13 protein-coding genes and 1 tRNA gene are annotated in these 18,564 nt (G+C 61.6%); 6 read left to right on the forward strand and 8 right to left on the reverse strand.

The features are described 5' to 3' along the window. Positions 1-93 precede the first annotated feature (93 nt). The gene (locus ACVIW0_RS19450; RefSeq protein ID WP_461353779.1) at positions 94-474 is read left to right on the forward strand and encodes a hypothetical protein; all 381 of its coding nucleotides are present in this window, start codon (positions 94-96) and stop codon (positions 472-474) included. On the opposite strand, the gene ACVIW0_RS19455 is transcribed toward ACVIW0_RS19450, so the two are convergent. Beyond that, a complete protein-coding gene (locus ACVIW0_RS19455; protein WP_461353780.1) occupies positions 434-2,062 on the reverse strand; it encodes a glycoside hydrolase family 17 protein in 1,629 nt (542 codons plus the stop codon). The genes ACVIW0_RS19450 and ACVIW0_RS19455 overlap by 41 nt on opposite strands. A gap of 244 nt (positions 2,063-2,306) precedes the next feature. On the opposite strand from ACVIW0_RS19455, the gene ACVIW0_RS19460 reads away from it, so the two are divergent. The 3 genes from ACVIW0_RS19460 (at position 2,307) to ACVIW0_RS19470 (ending at position 6,252) form a co-directional block, all read left to right on the forward strand. Further along, positions 2,307-2,921, forward strand: coding sequence for a beta-1-3, beta-1-6-glucan biosynthesis protein (locus ACVIW0_RS19460; RefSeq protein ID WP_461353781.1), 615 nt, complete (start codon positions 2,307-2,309; stop codon positions 2,919-2,921). Between the two features lie 193 nt (positions 2,922-3,114). Beyond that, entirely contained in the window at positions 3,115-5,943 is a 2,829-nt protein-coding gene (locus tag ACVIW0_RS19465) for a glycosyltransferase (RefSeq protein WP_461353782.1), read from the forward strand. A 233-nt stretch (positions 5,944-6,176) separates the two neighbouring features. Then, positions 6,177-6,252, forward strand: a tRNA-Lys gene (locus ACVIW0_RS19470). Positions 6,253-6,308: 56 nt separating this feature from the next. On the opposite strand, the gene ACVIW0_RS19475 is transcribed toward ACVIW0_RS19470, so the two are convergent. The 4 genes from ACVIW0_RS19475 to ACVIW0_RS19490 all read right to left on the reverse strand — a co-directional run bounded on the left by ACVIW0_RS19475 (position 6,309) and on the right by ACVIW0_RS19490 (position 10,782). Further along, complete coding sequence (locus ACVIW0_RS19475; protein ID WP_461353783.1) at positions 6,309-7,400, reverse strand: hypothetical protein; 1,092 nt, start codon at positions 7,398-7,400, stop codon at positions 6,309-6,311. A 373-nt stretch (positions 7,401-7,773) separates the two neighbouring features. Next, the gene (locus tag ACVIW0_RS19480; RefSeq protein ID WP_461353784.1) at positions 7,774-8,238 is read right to left on the reverse strand and encodes a MerR family transcriptional regulator; all 465 of its coding nucleotides are present in this window, start codon (positions 8,236-8,238) and stop codon (positions 7,774-7,776) included. A gap of 333 nt (positions 8,239-8,571) precedes the next feature. Continuing rightward, on the reverse strand, positions 8,572-9,810 hold the full coding sequence (locus tag ACVIW0_RS19485; RefSeq protein WP_461353785.1) for a hypothetical protein: 1,239 nt from the start codon (positions 9,808-9,810) through the stop codon (positions 8,572-8,574). 321 nt (positions 9,811-10,131) lie between these two features. Continuing rightward, positions 10,132-10,782: a hypothetical protein gene (locus tag ACVIW0_RS19490; protein ID WP_461353786.1), complete on the reverse strand. Its 651-nt coding sequence runs from the start codon at positions 10,780-10,782 to the stop codon at positions 10,132-10,134. Positions 10,783-11,477: 695 nt separating this feature from the next. Between ACVIW0_RS19490 and ACVIW0_RS19495 the strand changes: the two genes are divergently transcribed. Together ACVIW0_RS19495 and ACVIW0_RS19500 are read left to right on the forward strand one after the other, a co-directional pair. Further along, a complete protein-coding gene (locus ACVIW0_RS19495) occupies positions 11,478-11,714 on the forward strand; it encodes a hypothetical protein (protein ID WP_461353787.1) in 237 nt (78 codons plus the stop codon). Positions 11,715-11,891: 177 nt separating this feature from the next. Further along, a complete protein-coding gene (locus tag ACVIW0_RS19500; RefSeq protein ID WP_461357373.1) occupies positions 11,892-13,295 on the forward strand; it encodes a HEPN domain-containing protein in 1,404 nt (467 codons plus the stop codon). Between the two features lie 10 nt (positions 13,296-13,305). Here ACVIW0_RS19500 and ACVIW0_RS19505 read toward each other — a convergent pair whose 3' ends face one another. From ACVIW0_RS19505 to ACVIW0_RS19515, 3 genes are read right to left on the reverse strand one after another with little or no spacing between them, the layout of a single operon-like run. After that, positions 13,306-13,641, reverse strand: coding sequence for a hypothetical protein (locus tag ACVIW0_RS19505; protein ID WP_461353788.1), 336 nt, complete (start codon positions 13,639-13,641; stop codon positions 13,306-13,308). 16 nt (positions 13,642-13,657) lie between these two features. Beyond that, on the reverse strand, positions 13,658-16,993 hold the full coding sequence (locus tag ACVIW0_RS19510; protein WP_461353789.1) for a hypothetical protein: 3,336 nt from the start codon (positions 16,991-16,993) through the stop codon (positions 13,658-13,660). Between the two features lie 53 nt (positions 16,994-17,046). Beyond that, positions 17,047-18,564 (reverse strand): hypothetical protein, encoded by a 1,518-nt coding sequence (locus tag ACVIW0_RS19515; protein ID WP_461353790.1) that lies wholly within the window; start codon positions 18,562-18,564, stop codon positions 17,047-17,049.

Genomic DNA, 18,564 nt, shown 5'->3' on the forward strand with positions numbered 1-18,564 from the left:
TGTCAGGCCAATGGATTGCGGCCAAATTCTCAACCGATATGGCGGCTCACACCGAGCCTTGTCCCCGCCCCCTTTCCCGACCATAGTGCCCGCATGACCAAACCTCCGTTCCGCCTCTCCCCCTATCAGGTCCAGTTCCTGATGGTCGTGGGCTTCCTCACCGTCGGCTACGCGCTGTATGTGCGCTATCTGGCCATCGAGTTCTCGCCGGTCGCGCTGGCCTGCGACGCGGGCGCGCAGACCATGCTCTGCAAGGCGCGCGCGCTCTCGACCGTGCTGTTCAAGAACTCGGTGTTCGGGATCACGGCGCTGGTGATCGCCGTGCTGAACCTGACGCGGCCGTCGATCGTGCTGCTCACCGCCGGCCTGATCGCCGCAGGGCTCGGCATCGTGCTCTACAACGTCGTGCTGTCGGGGCTGGCGATCGGGCTGTTTATCCTGGGTTTTGCGCGGCCCGCGCCCGCCACAGCGTAGCGGCCAGCAGCAGGAACATCACGCAGGTCCAGTCCGACTGCCAGTTGATGGCGCCCTCGTTAAAGATGGTGTAGGCGGCGGCGATCGTCAGCAGACCGGCGAACACGGACTCCGCGATCGGCCGGGTGCCCTCCTTCGGACGGTTGAGCATGGTCAGCAGCGCGAACGGCACCACGGCCATGGTCAGCGAGGCATAGGGGAAATCGCGGTAGCGCGGATCGAAGGCGAAGCCGAGCGCGGTTTCGGCCGCGATCACGGTGGTCGCGGCCAGCACGATCGCCAGCACCGCGCCGAACATGCCCTTGCCGCGATAGTCGCGCGGCCCGACCAGTTCGAGGAAGGTCGGCAGCGAGCGCCCCGCAATCAGCCCATGCGCGGTCAATAGCGGCGCGGCAATGCCTGCCGCAAGCAGCACGCCCCAATGCAGCCAGCCGGCAACGCCGTAGCTCTCGTAATACATCTTGTCGCCGGCGATCCCGAGCAGCGTCCCCGCCGTGGTCGCCGAAATGCCGACCGCGATCCAGGCCGACGGCCGCGGCGTCCAGGGCCGGCGGCGCAGCGTCAGCCAGGCGACCAGGAAGGTGACGACCGACAGCGCCATGCCGCCGGCCATTTGCAGCTTCCAGTCGGGATAGTTGCTGATCGCAACGCCCGGCGGATACTTCACCTCCCGCTTGATCGAATCGAACAGGCCCCAATTGCCGCCGACGGTGCCCTCGAGCTTGCGCTTCCAGGGCTGGTCATAGGCCTCGATCAGGTTGACGCGAAAGCCCTCGCGCTTGGCGAGGTCGAGGATCTCGGACACCACCCGCGCCTGGTTGGTGCGCGACGGCAGTGCGCCCTCCCGCATCCGTCCCTGGCTCGGCCAGCCGGTCTCGCCGATCAGGATCTCCTTGCCGGGGAACGTCACCGCCATCCGCTTGCGGATATCGTCGACATGCGCCGCGGCGTATTTGGCCTTGATCGGGACGTCCTCCCAATACGGCAGGATGTGAATGGTGATGAAATCGACCGCGTCGTAGATCTCGCGGTTCTTCACCCAGTATTCCCAGACATCGGCATAGGTGACCGGGATATTGCCGGCCGAAGCCTTCACCGCGCGGATGTTGCCCGCGAGGTCGGCGGCCGTCATCTCGCCGCGCAGCAGCACCTCGTTGCCGACGATCAGCGAAGTGACGACACCGGGATATTCCTTGGCGAGGCGGACGGCGATGGCGATCTGCTGCAGGTTCTTGAAGCGGTTGCTGCTGAGCCAGATGCCCTGCATCACCTTCAGCCCGACCTTGGCCGCAACGCCGGGGACCTGATCGAGGCCGTTCTCGATCGAATAGGTCCGCACGCAATCGGTGACCTTGGCGAGATCGGTCAGATCCTGCTCGATCTGCTCGACCGGGACTTGTGTCGTAGGATCAAGAGGCGTCTGGGCTCCGCGGAACGGCGTGTAGGACACGCATTGCAACTTTGCGGCAGGATCGATCGGCGCACGCGCGAGCGTAATCGGCGTGGCGAGCCACCACCACACGGAAGCAATCACGGCGAGCGAGATCAGGAGAAGCGCCAGTGGCGTACGAAGCGAAATCGGTTCCATCCTCCGGGGACCGTCGAATTAGCCGGTCACAGCCCATCTGCCAAGAGCGGGATTAGGTCAATACCATGGTTGTCCTGCGACAGTTTCACGCCGGATCGATAAAGTTGTGAGCTTGCTGGACAAAATACCAAATTCCAGTCATCTGACTCCGCCAGAGTCTCCGCCGCACTGGAGACCTATTTGGACGGCATCACGCGAGCCGTTAGGATGATCCCGCGGGGGCAGGAACATTATCGGGGAATACATGCGTCGACGGCTGCTTGAGTTGAAGAACACTGCTTTGCGCCACCTTGCCGTAACCGGCCTTGTGGCCGGTCTCGCCCTCCTCACCGGAGCCGGTGGCGCTTTCGCCCAGAGCGGCACGCCCAATCCGCCGGATCAGGCCAAACAGCAGCCCGGAAATCCGGCCGATGCGAACGCCAATGCCGCGCGGGAGGCCAATCAGCGCAAGGTCGAGGAGTTCGGCGAGGCTCAACAGGCCATCAATGGCCCCGCGGGCAACCCGGAATGCGTCTGGCTCGGCCGCCGCGTGGTCCGCCTGATGTGGAACGACGACCTCGACACCGCGTTCCGCCACCTCGACCTCTATGACCGGTTCGGCTGCCCCGGCGGCCACGTCCAGGCCGCGTTCCGCTGCCTGACCCGGTTCGGCGCCCAGATCGACGACAAGGTGCGCGGCAGCCTCGACGGCCGCATCCACGCCTGCTGGATCAACCCGGGCGCGCAGCCGCAGGCCGCGGCGGCTGCCGCAGCGCCGAGCCCGGCACCGTCGACGGCAGGCAACGCCGCGCCCGCGCCGGCGGCCTCGCCCTCGCCTGCACCGACCGCGTCGGCCACACCCGCACCGGCGTCGAAATAGCGCCGCCCGCACGCCCGGCGCCGGTCGCGATTTTTTCGCGACTGGAACGGCTTGCGCCCTTAAAACGCCATCGCGGCACACCAGTTGTTAAATCGGATGGCGGAGATATCTTTGCCTCCGCCGTCATGTTGGTCGAACCCAGGGGACGGGTTCGCTTAGTCCTCACTCTCAGGCCCCGTATGGTTTAACCGCGATGCGCGCCGTCGTCGCCGTCCTGTTGCTTGTCACCGCCGCCCACGCCGCCCTGTGGGGTCTCTTCCAGGAGAAGCAGTCGGCGCCCGATTTCCGTGGCACGCTGCCGAGCCTGTCCTACGCCCCATTCGAGTCAGGGCACACCGTCGCTGACGTTGCTGCCGACACCGAGAAGGTGCGCACCGACCTCAGAAAGCTCTCCACGCTCACGAAAGCGGTCCGCCTCTATTCGTCGACCGAAGGCAACGAACTGGTGCCTCCGGTTGCCGCCGAGTTCGGCATGAAGGTCACGGTCGGCGCGTGGATCGACAAGGACGCCAACCGCAACAATCGCGAGCTCGACGCCGCGATCAATCTTGCCAAGCGCAGCAGCAACGTCATCGGCATCGTGGTCGGCAACGAAACCGTGTTCCGCGGCGAGCAGGTCCCGCTCGAAAACCTTGGCACGGTTCCGGAGATCGGCTTGTCGCCTGAGGACTCCGAGCGGATCCTGCGCGAGGAAGCACAGCGCCTTCACGACGCGGAGACGCAGCCTGAGGACAAGCGCGCCGAAGCCGTCAAATGGGCGGTTGCCGAAAACAACGTGCACCGGTTGATCAGGGTGATTCAGCGGGTCAAGAAGTCGGTCAACGTTCCCGTCACGACCGGCGAAATCTGGAACATCTGGCGCGATCATCCGCAGCTCGCCAACTCGTCCGACTTCATCGCCGCCCACGTGCTGCCCTACTGGGAAAACTTCACCGACAAGCAGGCGGTGGATCAGGCGGTCGATCGCTACAATCTGTTGCGCGACTCCTTCCCCGGCAAGCGCATCCTGATCGCCGAATTCGGCTGGCCGAGCCAGGGCTACAATCTGCGCAACGCCGAGCCGGGCGCATTCCAGCAGGCCACCGTGCTGCGCAACTTCGTCACCCGCGCCGAAGCCATCGGCATGGACTACAACATCGTCGAAGCCATCGATCAGCCCTGGAAGTTCTTCGAAGGCGGCGTCGGTCCCTATTGGGGCATCCTCAATGCCGACCGCGAGGCGAAGTTCGCCTGGACCGGACCGGTCACCGATCCGAACTACTGGAAGATCGCGCTGGTCGCGGTGCTGGTTGGCCTGTTCATGTCGCTGCCGATCCTGCGGCTGGACCAGCCGACCGTGATGCAGGCGCTGCTGCTGTCGGCCGCGGCCAATGGCGTCGGCGCCTGGGTTGCGACCGTATTCTCCTACTGGACCACGCACTATTTCGTCTGGGGCTCAGCCTTCGCGCTCAGCCTCGGCCTGGTGCTCCTTGTTCCCCTCGTACTTATCGCGATGGCGCGGATCGAGGAGATCGCGGCGGTGGCGTTCGGCCACGGCCCGCGCCGGCTGATCGGCAAGAGCGCGCCGCTGGCGCCGGCCACGATCGGCGAGGACGTCACGTTCCCGAAGGTCTCGATCCACATCCCGGCTTACTTTGAGCCGGTCGAGATGCTGAAGCAGACCCTCGATGCGGTGTCGCGGCTCGACTATCCGAACTTCGAGTGCGTCTGCATCATCAACAACACGCCCGATCCCGACTTCTGGCGGCCGATCCAGGATCACTGCCGGCTGCTCGGCGAGCGCTTCAAGTTCATCAATGCCGAGAAGGTGCAGGGCTTCAAGGCCGGCGCGCTGCGCATCGCGATGGACCGCACCGCGGCCGATGCCGAGATCATCGGCATCATCGACGCCGACTATGTCGTGCATCCGGACTGGCTGAAGGACCTTGTGCCGGCGTTCGCAGATCCGCGCGTCGGCCTGGTGCAGGCGCCGCAGGAGCATCGCGACGGCGACCGCTCGGTGATGCACTACATCATGAACGGCGAATATGCCGGGTTCTTCGACATCGGCATGGTCCAGCGCAACGAGTTCAACGCCATCATCGTGCACGGCACGATGTGCCTGATCCGCCGCGCTGCGATGGACAAGGTTGGCGGCTGGTCCTCCGACACGATCTGCGAGGACACCGATCTCGGCCTCTCGATCCAGCAGGCAGGCTGGCTCACGCACTACACCAATGTGCGGTACGGCGAAGGCCTGCTGCCCGACACCTACGAGGCCTTCAAGAAGCAGCGCCATCGCTGGGCCTATGGCGGCTTCCAGATTGTCAAGAAGCACTGGCGGCGCTTCCTGCCCGGCGCGAGCCGGCTGACGCCGGACCAGCGCCGCGAATTCTCGCTCGGCTGGCTCAACTGGCTCGGGGCCGAAAGCCTCGGCGTCGTGGTCGCGATCCTCAACCTGATCTGGGTGCCGATCGTCGCCTTCGCCGACATCGCGATCCCCGACAAGATCCTGACCTTGCCGATCATCGCCTCCTTCATCGTCTCGCTGGTGCACTTTGTCGCGCTCTACCGGCTGCGGGTGAACATCAAGGCCGGCCAGATGCTGGGCGCCATGATCGCGGCGATGAGCGTGCAGTGGACGGTGTCGCGCGCGGTGGCACAGGGCCTGATCACCGAGCACCTCGCCTTCGCCCGCACCTCCAAGGGCGGCCTGTCGCGGATGTCGATCGAATTCCAGGCGTTCTGGGAAGCGGTGATCGGCGTGCTGCTGCTGATCGGCGCAATCGTGCTGATCGTGACCAACGGCTTCAAGCAGGTGCGCGAGATCTACATCTTCGCCGGCGTGCTGGTGCTGCAAAGCCTGCCATTCCTCGCCGCGGTTTCGATCGCGATCCTGGAGAATTCGCGGATCAACGAGTTCGCGTTCTGGCGCAACAGCGCGATCCGCACCGCGGAACTGATCGGGTTGCGCCCGGTCAGCCTGCCCTCGGTCGCCGCCCCGCAGCAGCCGGTCGGCTCGGAAATCCGCCACGACAGCTAGCGCCCGACCCGGAAAGGTGCGCAGCGGTTTTCCGGATAGATCATGCGCAAACAAGATCTACTTCAAGAAACGGCCCTAACCGCGCGCCGCGGAAAGGCAAATCCGCCGCAGCCGTGCACAATTGACGAGCCCTCGGCTATTGACCCGATGGGCCCTGCCCCCTACACAGCGCGGGCTGGAGCACGATCCGGAGCGGTTCATCGCATGCGTCCGGATCCAATGTTCAGGTGAGTGAGCGCGTAGCTCAGGCGGTAGAGCACGTGACTTTTAATCATGGGGTCGAGGGTTCGAGTCCCTCCGCGCTCACCATAATTTCAATCACTTAGCATGTGTTTGCCCTGTCATTCCGACATGGCGTCACATGCTCATTCCGATATTTGCGCACCTTTCGTTCTGGCGTTCAGTCTCATCCTCGCCCCAGATTTTCGCTGTTGCGTGGTCGCCTGGGCGTATCGAAGCAGCGCTGCGGTGGTCTTGTGGCCGCTGAGCGCGCGCAGCTGCGCATCCGTTAGGTTGGCATCGGCACCCTCGACATTGCCGCCGTGGCGAAGACCCATGAACTTGATTTCCGGGTCGATGCCGGCCGCGGCTCTGATCTTCGCTACGTGGCGCAGAAAATGTCGCTTTTTCCACGGAAGCCTAGTGCCCTTGAACCGATCGACGGCATCGCGGGTAACGATCAGGGAACCGTGTCGATCTGCCGCGTCCAGGCGAGACATCAATTCGGGCCAAAGCGGCGTTCCGTCGTCATCGTAGAGCGGCAGGTCGACGATCTCGCCTGTCTTGTGGTGATGGATCTTGGCGGTCTGGGGCGCATCGGCCGGCCGGTAATTCGACCATGCCAGCCGGCCGATAATGTCGACCTCGCGCTGCAGCCAATAGAACGCGATCATGGCCGCGGTGCCAACCGACCGCTCACCGAGCTCGTCGGCCTTGGTGACGAATCTGACCAGGTCGTCGTGCTGGAACAGTCGCGTGGGCTTGGCCTTGTAGCTGAGCCCCATCTTCTGGAATGGGTTCTCAGACGGCACCAGGCGAGGCTCAGAGCGCCTTGAGACGCCCCACGCGCGCTGGCACACACGCATCGCCAGCACGGCCGTGCGCGTCCGCGTCCCGCCCTTGGGGTTCGCCTGGAGCTTCTCGAACAGCTTATCGGCAGTCCCCGGCGTGATCGACGCCAAGGCGAGTGTTCCGAACAGACGCCCGTCCTTCAGCACATATTTCGAGACGAGCGCCAGCATCCGATCATACGATGACCGGGTTTCGGCGCCCTTGCTCTTGTACTTCGGGGATTGCTTGTAGATCCCGACCATCCAGTCCCAAGTTCCTGATGGCGCCCGCGGCGACGCGAGATCGGCTTCGCCATGCGTCAGCCAGGCCCTGTAGTGCGGATTGAGCACGTCGTCGCACTTGCGCTTAGCTATGCCGTAATCGGTCCCCAGGGCCTCGGGAAGCACGGGGCAGCCCGATCGCCTCGCTCGCGTCGGCGGCGCCCAATAATAGGCGGTCGCGCCGCTTGCGAGGCGCTTCGCCGTCATCAGGTCGGGCCAGCCGGCGGGCTTGCTGCGGGGCATCAGACAAGATCCTCCGCGTTTTCTGCCAGAGCCGGCGCGTCGCAACGCAGACCGTGTCGACGCGCTACATCGTGGTCGAGCTTGGCGCGGTGCCACTTAGGGAGCGCGCCCTTCACTCGCGACGGCTGTGAATACAAGCCGCTTGCGACCTTGGAAAGGAATGCATCCACCGAGGGCTCATCGACATACGCTGCTGCAGTCTCGGCCCGCATCTCCAGGGGCCAGCCGCAACCAGGATTTGCGACAGGGCGCGACATCATGCCCTCCCGCCGCCGGCGACATCGCCCGGCGAACGCTCGTCGAGGCGATCTAAAACTGGAGCGAACAATCTCGCGCAGTCCAGACAAACGACGATTGCATCATGCGCCTGATCATCAAATAGGCGGCAAAGTTCGGTCAGATCATCCGCGCTGACAACCTGCACCGCGGCGCCGCCCTCAGCTGATACGAGCAAGTAGGCTGGCAGCGTGCCGCTCACTCGGTGCTCAAGGATGGGAAGGGCCATGGATGCCGCGTCGACGGCTCTTTGCGCGGAAAGACCCATCGCGGTTAACTTGGCGACGAGCTGAACGGCGCAGACATCGGCCACCGAGAAGCGTCGCCAACCGTGGCGCGAAAGACCGGCGCGGAGAAGCCCGTTTCGATTGCACCAAGAACGCAAGGTCTCCAGAGGAGATCCCGTGACCTTTGCTACGGCTCCGGCAAAATACTTTTTGTCCATATATAGGCCAACATCTCGGGCTCCTCGCGATTTGTTGGTTGCGTCGCTGGGGCTATCCGAGAGGCCCGGTTGCTCACTCCGGTCCCCTTTCTGGTCGAATTTTCTCAGAACGCATCGCCAAGGATGCACTGATTTGCGCCTCGACGCAACCGCGCCGGTCTTGGTTTATGGGGGATAAACGTGAGCCGCTCCCTTTCCTCGCCAGCAAGCGGCAAGGCCTCGCAAACCCTCGCAAATCCCCTGCCCCGCCACCACGTCCCATGGGCAGTATGGCAGCAGCGCGTGCAATTTTTGCAAGCTCCCAGTCCGGCCCAATCTCCCACGATGCGCGGCTTAAAGCCGCCGCTCGATGAGCCTGCGCACCCAGCCTTCGATTGAAGCCGTCGGAAACTGGTACCCGCCAAATTGGACAAACAGGTTGCGAACGACTGTCTCGACCGCCGGGGTGATCGCAGTCAGCGGCGTATCCGCCGGCACTTCAACGTAGCTCACAACAGCTTCCGATCCGGTCTTGTCCCAGGAACTGATGAGCACATCCGGATTGGCCCATGGCTGCAGTTGGCGGCCCGCCAGGCCCGTCCAGCGGAATGCAAAGCCAAGCGTCGTTTCGTTCAGACTCCAGCCCAAGGAGCGCGCAAACGACAATCCAACGGCAATGCTCTCAGCGACGCGAAGAATTGTAAGGATGGGATCGAGAGCCGTCCCCGCGGGCGGCGCATTCTTACTGATGTCGTCTTGCAAAACGCGCAGCAGATAAAAGCGGCCGTTCGGATCGAACACTTCGAAATCAAAATGGTCCATCGCGATAATCAGGGCTTCCCACCTACCATCCCGAACAACCGGCCTCAGCTTCTCATCGGCAAAGCTGCTGGAATCCAGCCAGATCGGCCATCCTGTTAGATTAGGATTCGCGGAAGACACTGTATGACGAAACGTCAGTGTTGGAAGCTCATGCTGCTTGACCGGATCGATAACCAGCGCGACTTCAAACTTGGCGCCGTTTTTAGCAAAAACGGCCGCCTGTCCCTTCAGATCGGCTGAAGCCTGCTCAAAATAGCTCCTTCCTTCGTCGAGAAGGGCAAGCGTGCCGGTCTGAGCGTTCTGACGTGGCTGAGTGCCGAACGTCAGAAGCTTTTCTGCGGAAGGTCCCAGGTGACGGCGCAGGAACGCTCCAATGTCGGCTTCGCGATTATCGAAACATCGGTCGAAAATATCGCGCCAGTCGTTCGGCTGAGCCACCGCCGTGCTAACGCGGCCGTTTGAATTAAGCGTTCGGCAGTAGACATCGCCAAAGCGAACAAGCTTCTTTCCATCATTTCCAGCCAGGTCGGCCTTCGAAGCGACCGGGTATTGAATGCCGGGCGGGATCGCAATGACCGGGAGGTCGATTCCGTCTCGGACGCCGTAGCCGACCTCGATCTCGAACGCGTCATGCGCGAAGCGAGATACGATCTGTTGGATCTTGTCGACGTGAAAGGTATCGCGGGAGTTAGCAGGCTTGCCGGCCACGTCCGGTTGCAGCGTTCGATCGTTCAGCCCGACGATCAGAAAACCGCCATTCTGGTTGCGCATTGCCAAACAGCTCCGCGCAATCTTTGCTATCCCCTCAGGCGAAGTCGGGTCGATCCACGTCTTGATTTCAACTGGAAGACCTTCGGCCGGCCTCTGTACAAGCTCATCAATGCGGGATTGCGGGGTTCTCATTCGACGCGCCCTTGCCACCGCCCTTTCGAGTAAGAGAAACCCGCCGAAGCAACCGGCGGGTTTCTTCTTTATGAAGGCAGCTCAGTCTGCTGAATTTCAACCCCCGAAGTATGCTCTTAGAGAGCGAGCCATTCAAGCCTGCGAGCGGCCACCTCGGGAGGATGTGAGAATTTCCCAGGCCAGGCTTTTTCAGGCTGCAAGACTTGAACACTCCTCCAGCTCGCCGGCCATCGCGCCGATGTCGAATGTCAGAGCAAATTTCAAATCATCGCTCCAGTTTTCTTTGCGCGGGATCAGCTCCCGAGCCACGCGCGCCTTCGCCGCCAGGCCCTCAAAAGAAACGGGCCGAAAATCGGCCAGCTCTGCAACGATCTCCTCGACACGGTTATGGGTCTTCAGCTGCGTGTCGAGAATGTCGTCGAGCTCAAGTTGCCGCGCCGCGTTCTCTCTTCTGCATTTCCATATGCTTCTCGCTTGCTCAAGCTCGCTCATCGCCAGCTTTCGATCCCGATTTGGATCGCTCAGCCGAAGTCTCTCCTTGGCCTCGTCGCTGTCGGCTTCGACCCATTGATTGAACCAGTGCGCATATTCCGCGTTACTGCCGAGGACTATTGCGTCCCGCATTGCGGGCTTGCGATTCCGTCGCTCCCAACGGTTCAGGATCCGTTCGGCCTTGGTGCGACGCTCCTCGATCGACACCAGCAACCGCTCCGTCTCGATCAATTCGCTCACGAGCGCGATAATGGGATCAGGGGTGGGATGCCGATCATCCAACATCATCGCGGGGGCAGCAGCGGTCGGTACGGCTGTGGCAATCGCGGTCGTCGTGATAAAATTCATTAGGGATCTCCTACTCAACACAGCGGCGCCCTCGGCGCCCGGCTTACAATTCTCGATGGCTCGGGTCGGTTCGATCGAAGCATCGGACGGCAGGCATGCGGGCGCCGGGCTTGTCGGAATAGAGGCCGGTGGAGAAAATCGATCGCCGTCAGGCGGCGATGCGCAGGGCGATGCGCAGCTGGTGTTTGTCATTTTCGGAGCGCTCTCAGTCTTGGCTTTTCAGGGCCGGTTAGGCGCGATCGGCGCGCAGCCGGGGTCTGAAAACGTGCCTGAGAGACACGCGACGCAGCCTTTAGGCTTTCGCCCTGGACATCAGCCCAAGGCTTGGCGGCCCAAGGCATTGCTGCGCCACCCCGGCCGTGTTAAGCACACAGCCAGGTTGACGCGCCCGCCAAGGCGCATCGTGCACCGAAAGCCTCGCCAAAGGCTTGAAGGTGCAAGCTTCAATCCGTCGCCAAACGGGTCGGAAGCTTCTCAGGTCCGGGTTTTCAGGCCCAACGGACAGATTCCATGATTTGCAACCGATTGCCAAGCCCCCTCGCGGGCTTTTGGCGTAGGCAAATTCCGGCGTGCCCCGCTGTCCCGATTTGACCACCCTTCTTCGAGATTCAACCAAATGTGAGTCGCGAGACTCTTTTCACCTATGGCGGGAATGTCTAAATTAGAGGATTCAGACCTGCGTGGAGTTATTGCAGATGAACCGTCGGTTTGCCTTCGTCATTGGACTGGCCGTCATTGTCGCTCCAGCGATCGTGCTGTATCTCGCTGTGCCCGGGAGTGCCCTCGTCGCCGGCGCCCTGGTGATCCAGGCGCTGGTCGCCTGCAGCGCCGGAGTCCTGGCTACGCGAGAACGGAACGACGACCAGCACCACCCTCTTCTGCCCGGATCACCGGGCGAACGCCGCAAGGTGTTCGGCAAGCGGCCGGCCTAATTCGTCCAGACAGCCGCCAGCAGCCGAGGGAAGGATCAGGCGCTCTGCCGGGCGGCGTTCCTTCCTTATTTGTAGCCGAGATCACCCATCGGGACTGCTTTCGCGCGCCTTGTGATTGAGCTACGATTCTGCGGTTGTGAATTTGCAGGGGCAATCAATTTGAAGCCAGCGCCAATTGTGCAGTCGCGCGGTCTTTTTTGGCTGAACGAAGACCCGCTCCCAGACGGACAGTCTGCGCCGCCATCCGCTGTCGCAGGTCACCTTACGATCGAAGCCGATCATATCCGGCTCGAGCTCGACGGGCCGTTACGGGGGCTTGGGAGCGCATTGGAAGCGGTAATGGAACGTCAGGGTGAGAAGATCGACAAGCCTATTCAGGGCATTCTCACATCGTCGGGAAAACGGGTCCTGCTCGTTGAATTTCTTCGGGATGGCGCTCAATTCCGGACCGCCGGGCCGTCTACCCTAAATTTCATGGCCTTCGAGTGCTTGATGGCCGACGCCCCGTTTCCAGCTGGCGTTCGTCCCGAAGTCAGCTCAATGACCATCGACCTCGCAGGTCTCCATCAATGGCTTCAATCGGAACCGATCAAGGTAAAGCTAACGAAAAACACGACGCGCGCGACGTACACCAATCGCAAGAATGCGCTCTACAAACTTGACGATGAGACTCTCCAAATCAAATTCCAGCCTGGTATCAAACGTAGCACGCAAGTCGTATCTTTGAGTGACCAGGTGTCGCTTATCCACACCCCTCATAGGCCCGCGCAGCTTGTGGAACAGCAGTCTGATGTTTTCGGCCTGTTGAACGATTTCCTCATCCTCCTCACGGGGAGCAATTTCAGCCTGCCGCATCCGATTTTAAAATTGCGGCAGGGTCCACCTTGCCAGTGGTATCTCTTTCAAGGTCCGCCGGGGTATGAGCGACCTATTAATTGGAGTGAATGTTGGACGACGTTCCCGCAGATACGCACAAAATTCGGCGCACTCTGGCGGCAATGGGTGCATCTGCGTGAACGTCTTGGCCCAGGTATCTATCTCTACCTCGGCACGTTGCGACGAAACGACCTGTATCCCGAACACCGCTTCGTCAACCTCGTCTGGGGCATGGAAGCTTTTCATCGAAAGAATGATGACCCTCAAGCTGCAGCAGAATCGCTCTCAGCGAAGCTCGATCGCATTCTTGAGCAGGTCAGCAATAGCAAGGATAGGAAATGGCTCAAAGGCAAGCTGAAACATGCCCATGAACCATCCTTGGCCGATCGCATAAGCTCCATCGTTAGGTCACTTCCGCTGGAGTTCGATCGAAAGGCCGTCAACAAATTCGCGGACGAGTGCGCACGTCTGCGCAACCTGATTTCCCATTTTGGCGGCGAGAAGGACGATTCCTATCTCAGCTTTGTGCGCAAGCTGGAAATGTATAGCGAAGCGCTTGCCCTGTTGTACCACTGCTTGATATTGCACGAGATCGGCGTTGATCCGAACCACCTCCAGATCACAAAGGGCCCTCGATCTTACGTAATTAGGCAACAGTTCATCGCTGTCGGCCTGCTAAAGGCAAGGAAGTCTCATTTAGCTTAAACCGAGAGGATCACGCACTCCCGGCCGGCGTCGCCGCCTGCAACGCTGACGCCATAGCGTTCCACTGCTCAGCCTGCAGCAGGTCGGCGGCGCTGGCACATTCGCGAAAGCGGCTTTCTGCGCTCTGGAGGAGCTCGACCGCGGAATGCACGGTCTCGGCAATCTGCAAAATCTCCTCGAGGATCTTTACCTCCTTCTCTCGCGACCCGCTGCGCTCCCGTTCTGCGACCAAATACGAGGTGAACCCGCGCGCATCGACGAGATAGATCGCCTTGAGAAGGAAAAGACGCTCCCCGAGTAGTTGCCATGCCTTCAGGAATTCACCGCGATCGTCAATGCCAAACATCGATGATCATCCCCGTCTACTTGTACCAGAATGGCATTCGGCCAGTTCGGGCAACCGAACTTTCCTGCGCATCACGCCGCAGCGCTCTTAGCACCTGACCGGGTGCAAAGACCCGATGAGTGCCATTGTCAGTTCTCAGATCGAGGCTGCCGTGATGCTCGTGATCTCCGCTCTTGGGTGACGATGGCGCAACAAACCCAACTCCTTTGAGCGACGGCATGCCAATGTCGCCCATCACGCCGCCCACAGGTCCGCCGATCGCGAAATGCAGGATGTCCCTTCCATCGTTGATCGCGTGCAGCAAGCCGAGATGCTTCTGCGCGGACGCCGCCTTGACCACGAATTCTTTCCTGGACAGCATCGCCGGCACCGAATCCGACGTCGTCGTTCCGGGCCCGTGAATTTCGCCGCCGCCCGCCGCATGGACCGTCTCAGTCCCAGCCTCCGCACCGCCGGCATGGATTTTGTCGGCTGCGCTGTCGATGGCCGATGCAAGGTTTTGCAGGCTGTCTTTGACCTGGCCGGTCGTCTGATCGAGGCCCTGCCCTGCCTCGCCGGCTGCCGACGCGGCCGGGGCCTGCGCCTGCTGCTGGTCGCCGGCCGATGCGACCTGCGACTTCCCGCTGTTGAGTGATTGCACCACGGCCTGCACGAAACTGTCGAAAGCCGAGCTGAGGCCGTTAAGCTTCGCCGCGTCGGGCAGCGACGACTGCTGGCCTTGATCTGCTTCGGGCGGCCGCGGCTGCGGCAACGGCACGCCATTGGGATAGATCGACGGCAGGTTCTGCTGCTGATCCCTGTTGTATTGCGGGAACGTCAACGGCGTGGAAATGCCTTCCTGATACGGTCCCGCAGGGTTGCGACGGCCCGCGAACTCATAGTCGTTCGTTGCCGGGATCGAGCCGCCGCTGCCGCCGGGGCCGGCAACCGAGCCGCGACCGAGGCCAGAATCCGTAGGTACGTCCGGCACGAAATTGTAGTTGTCGTCATAATGTCCGCGGACAGGAGGCGGATAGTTCTGCGACACGCCGGACCGCGTCCGCGCCACAGGAGCGTTCTGCGCTCCGCCGTTGTGCAGCTGCGCATTGAGCTCACGCTGCGATTTCCAGTCGGCCTTCAGATCTTCGATCGCCTGATCCTGATCGGCCCGGAATGCTTCCTTCGGTGCGAGGTTCGGCTGTTCGGTCGTCGGCTGCTGGCTGGCGCCGCGCTGCTTTGCAAGCGCCCGGTTGATTTCATCCTGGGTTGCGCCGGGCGGGATGTTGACGACGCCGCCAGCGCCGAGGAGGTCGCGACCGCTGGGAGCCGCGCTCGTTGTCCCTGCGGTCCCTCCCGCGCCGGCCTCGCCGAGCTGGCGACTTCCGCCACTGGACCGCTCCTCGGACCCTCGCCCTTCCGATTTCTTCGCCTGGTCCTCGCTCTGCTTGTGCAGGGTCGATAGAATTTCGTCCAGGAGCTTGACTTCCTCAACGCCCAGCGTGCCGAGCTTCTTCTGTTCGTCCAGCTGAGCCTGCTGGTAGCGCAGGCCGGCAACGTCGGTCGACAGCGGCCTCTGCTGCTCATCCTTCGCAAGCTTCAGGGAAGAGTCCCGCGCTAGATAATCCGCAGATGTCAGCTCGGTCTGTGCCTTCCTTTGCGCCAGTTCGGCCTTTTGCGGCTCCAAATAGGCATACCTGCGGTTGACGTTCGCCACCTTGCGGGCGGTGTCGGCGTCCGCAAGCTCGTCGCTGGCGTCCTGCAGGACATTGCGGCGGTCCAAGAAGCTAGTGTCGTAGCCTTGCAGCCGGCGCAAATTGGACAACGCTTTGGTGTAGCGGCTCTCCGCGTTGCGCGACGCACTCTCCGCCTGCTCGGGCGCGAGATCGGCGAGGTCCTTGCCCTTCGCGGCTTCCTGCACGCCGATCTGGGCGCTTTGCTTTGCAATACTCGCCGTATCGACCGCAAGCCGGTCCCTATCGACCTGAAGATCAACTTCTTCCGGCTTGAATTTCGAGTCTATGCGCGCTTGTTCGGTCGCGAACTTTGCAGCCGCAGCACCGAGCGCATTTTCAAGGTGCAGCGCTCGGTCTCGATCGAAGACATGCTGGGCGCCCTCGGCGCTGTCAGTTGTCTTATCCAGCGCTGCGGAGAGCTGCTCGGCGGACTTCGCCGTCTTGTCCATGCTGTCGGCAGCGGCGACCTGATCGCCTTCCCCGCCCTGAATTTTATCGATCGGCTGGGCGACGATCCCCGGCGTACCAAGTTCGTCTGGCGAGAGCGGTGCGTCGCCCGGGCTTCGATATCGTCCAGTTGCCCTTACGGCCGCAGGATTCGGCTTGAGGTCGTCCTTGAAGTCGGCCTCGTGCCTGGCTTCCTTAATTGCCTTGATGCCTTCCGCTGTCGCGCCCAGAAACTTGGCGGCGCCATCGAGCGTGGCTGAGACAATCTGTGAGCCGTTCAGGGCATCGCCCAGCTTCGAGGCTTCCGATTTCAAGTGTGAAAGGGACTGGCCGATGCTGGTGCCGAACGTGGCTTGCGTCGCCTTCTGGTCTTCCTCAAGCTGTGGGAGAATGTTGCCGAGCGACTTCAAGGTCTCGGGTGCACTGTACACGCTCGCGCCGGGGAGACGGCTCTGCAGATCTTCCAGCAGCCGCTTCATCAGGGTCGGCAAGACGTCCGAAAATCCCTTCGCCAGCTCGGGTGTGAGCCGGCCTCCGTCCTGCAGTCCCGCCAGGAAGGTCTTGATCGCGGGATTGGCTTGCTCTTCGCCGACACGATCCGCCTCGGCGCCGGTGAACAGCGACTTCAGCGCGTTCAACTCCTGTCCGCCGGAGAGCTGATTTCCAAACCGCTGGTTCGCACGCGCGATCTGTTCGAACGGCTCAGCCAGGCTGGCCGTCGGCACCTTCAGCTCCTGGCCGGTTTTCTGGAGCTGCCTATATGCTTCGACGCCTTTCTGCGCTGAGCCGGCAAAGACGCCAAGGCGCTGGGCCTGCGATCGCGCGGTGTCGCCGACTTTCTCGATCGCGGTGAGAAGCGTGGTGCCGATCGCCGCCCCAAGCGCGACGATGCCGCCGCGGCCGATCTTGCTGAATTCGCCGATGCCGCCGATCTCGAGCCCGGCCTTTTCCGCTGCGGGCTTGATGGTCTCGAGGACCTTCTTGATGCCCTCGAGCTGCTCGCGGCTCTCCTCGGTCTTGCCGGTCAGGCCGGCGAAGACGTCGCCATATTTCGCCAGCCCCGAGTTCTGGTCGCCGATCGTCTTGTTGGTGTCGGCAAGTGCCTTCGCGCCGACCTCACCCGTCTTCTTGAGCTTGGCCTGAACATCTTCCGCCCCCTCGAGCGAAATGCGTTGGACGATCCGATCAGCCATTGTCAATTTCCTCTATGCGAACGATGCGAACGTCAGTCCTCTTTGCTCGACTTCTATTTCGGCAGCCGCGGCGGGGGTTGAGCCGGAATCTGATCGGCACCCGGACCGGGATCGAGCGTCACCTTGTAGGGCTGATATGTGTTGCCCCAATTGTCGGTCTGTGCGTGGGCCTTATCCTTGTCTTGCTTGACGTTGATCAAGAAGCGACCTTGGGTTTCGCTGTTGCAACCTGAGATAACCATGTCGTCTTGCGTCGGCCGTTCCTTGCCGTCGTTGTGGATATCGACCAATTGATCGAGCTTCTTGATCCTGTCGCGAACGGTCGACCAGACGCGAACATTGATATTTCCAACTCCATTCGTCGTCTTCTGGTTTGGACCGTCACTGGTGTCGGTCGCTGCAATGAGACCACTGAAGTTGAGAGCAATGACTCCGTCGACGGCCGGCACCGCGAACAGATATTGCCTGGCGACAAGAAACTGATGTTCAAAATCAATTGGCGTAGCGTCCACAAGAGGCGGCACACCGGTCATGTCGCATGCGCCATTACTGTAAGGAGTTATGCCGTAGTGGTCCTCGGCATACGCTTCTTGAGCTGTGAAAAAGTCCGGGTTCCAGGTCATACATTGGAGCGGGCCATCAATGACGTGATTGAAGTCAGGCGGCTCATAGGCGTCGAGCAACTTCGCACCTTTTCCGCGAACAGCATCTATCGATATGGAAGGCGCACCGACACTTGGCACATCTGGATAAGGCCCGGAAGAAGCTGCACTGTTTGACGCGTCGATGCTAACGAACAGATATATCGTCCTGAACTGGACATTGACGATGTTCTGGAACGGATCGAGCCGGTATGGCGGATTGATGCCCTGGCTGCCGACAATCGCCAGTGTGGCAGGATCGCTCTCATCGATCAGGTATTGGTTGAGCAGCTTCACCTGGTTGCGGCGAACGGAGATGTCGGCTTCGTTTCCGCTGCCCTTCAGATAGGTGATGATCTCGTGCTCGACATGCTGGGAATCGTCCTTCGTCGTGTTGTCGCGGACGTATTGATCGCCAGGAACGACATAGGCTCTCAGCGTCGGATTGGCTTCGAACGCGGCCGATGCGGCGGCATCGATGTTGGTGTCGTAGTGACAGATGCGTCGCGTTTCGACGATCCTGGCAATGTTCGCAACCGAATTCTTGAACCGCGCGACGTGGCCGACATTGTCTGAGGTGATGTCGGCGTCCGCTCCGCCGGTCAACCTGCTGTGGAAGCCGACGATGACCGGGATCGGGATCCATTCGACGGGATCGTTCACATTGTTGGAATTGGGATCGCAGAGCTTAACGATGACGGTCTCCCGCGCGGGGTTGCCATCCGGATTGTAATCGTCGGCCGTCGGGTCGTCCTGCCAGCGAAACTTCTGCTGATAGCCCTGGAGATACCCCTTTGCCGTCTGGGTCTTGCCCTTGGCGACGTCGATGCGCTCGAGGTCCGCCCACAGATGCGACAGCACATCGCCGTTCTTGTTGGTGCCCAGGATGCGGATGACGTGGGTTTTGCGGGTCGTTGGGGCGTTGGTCAT

This window comes from Bradyrhizobium sp. USDA 4454, from assembly GCF_054822705.1.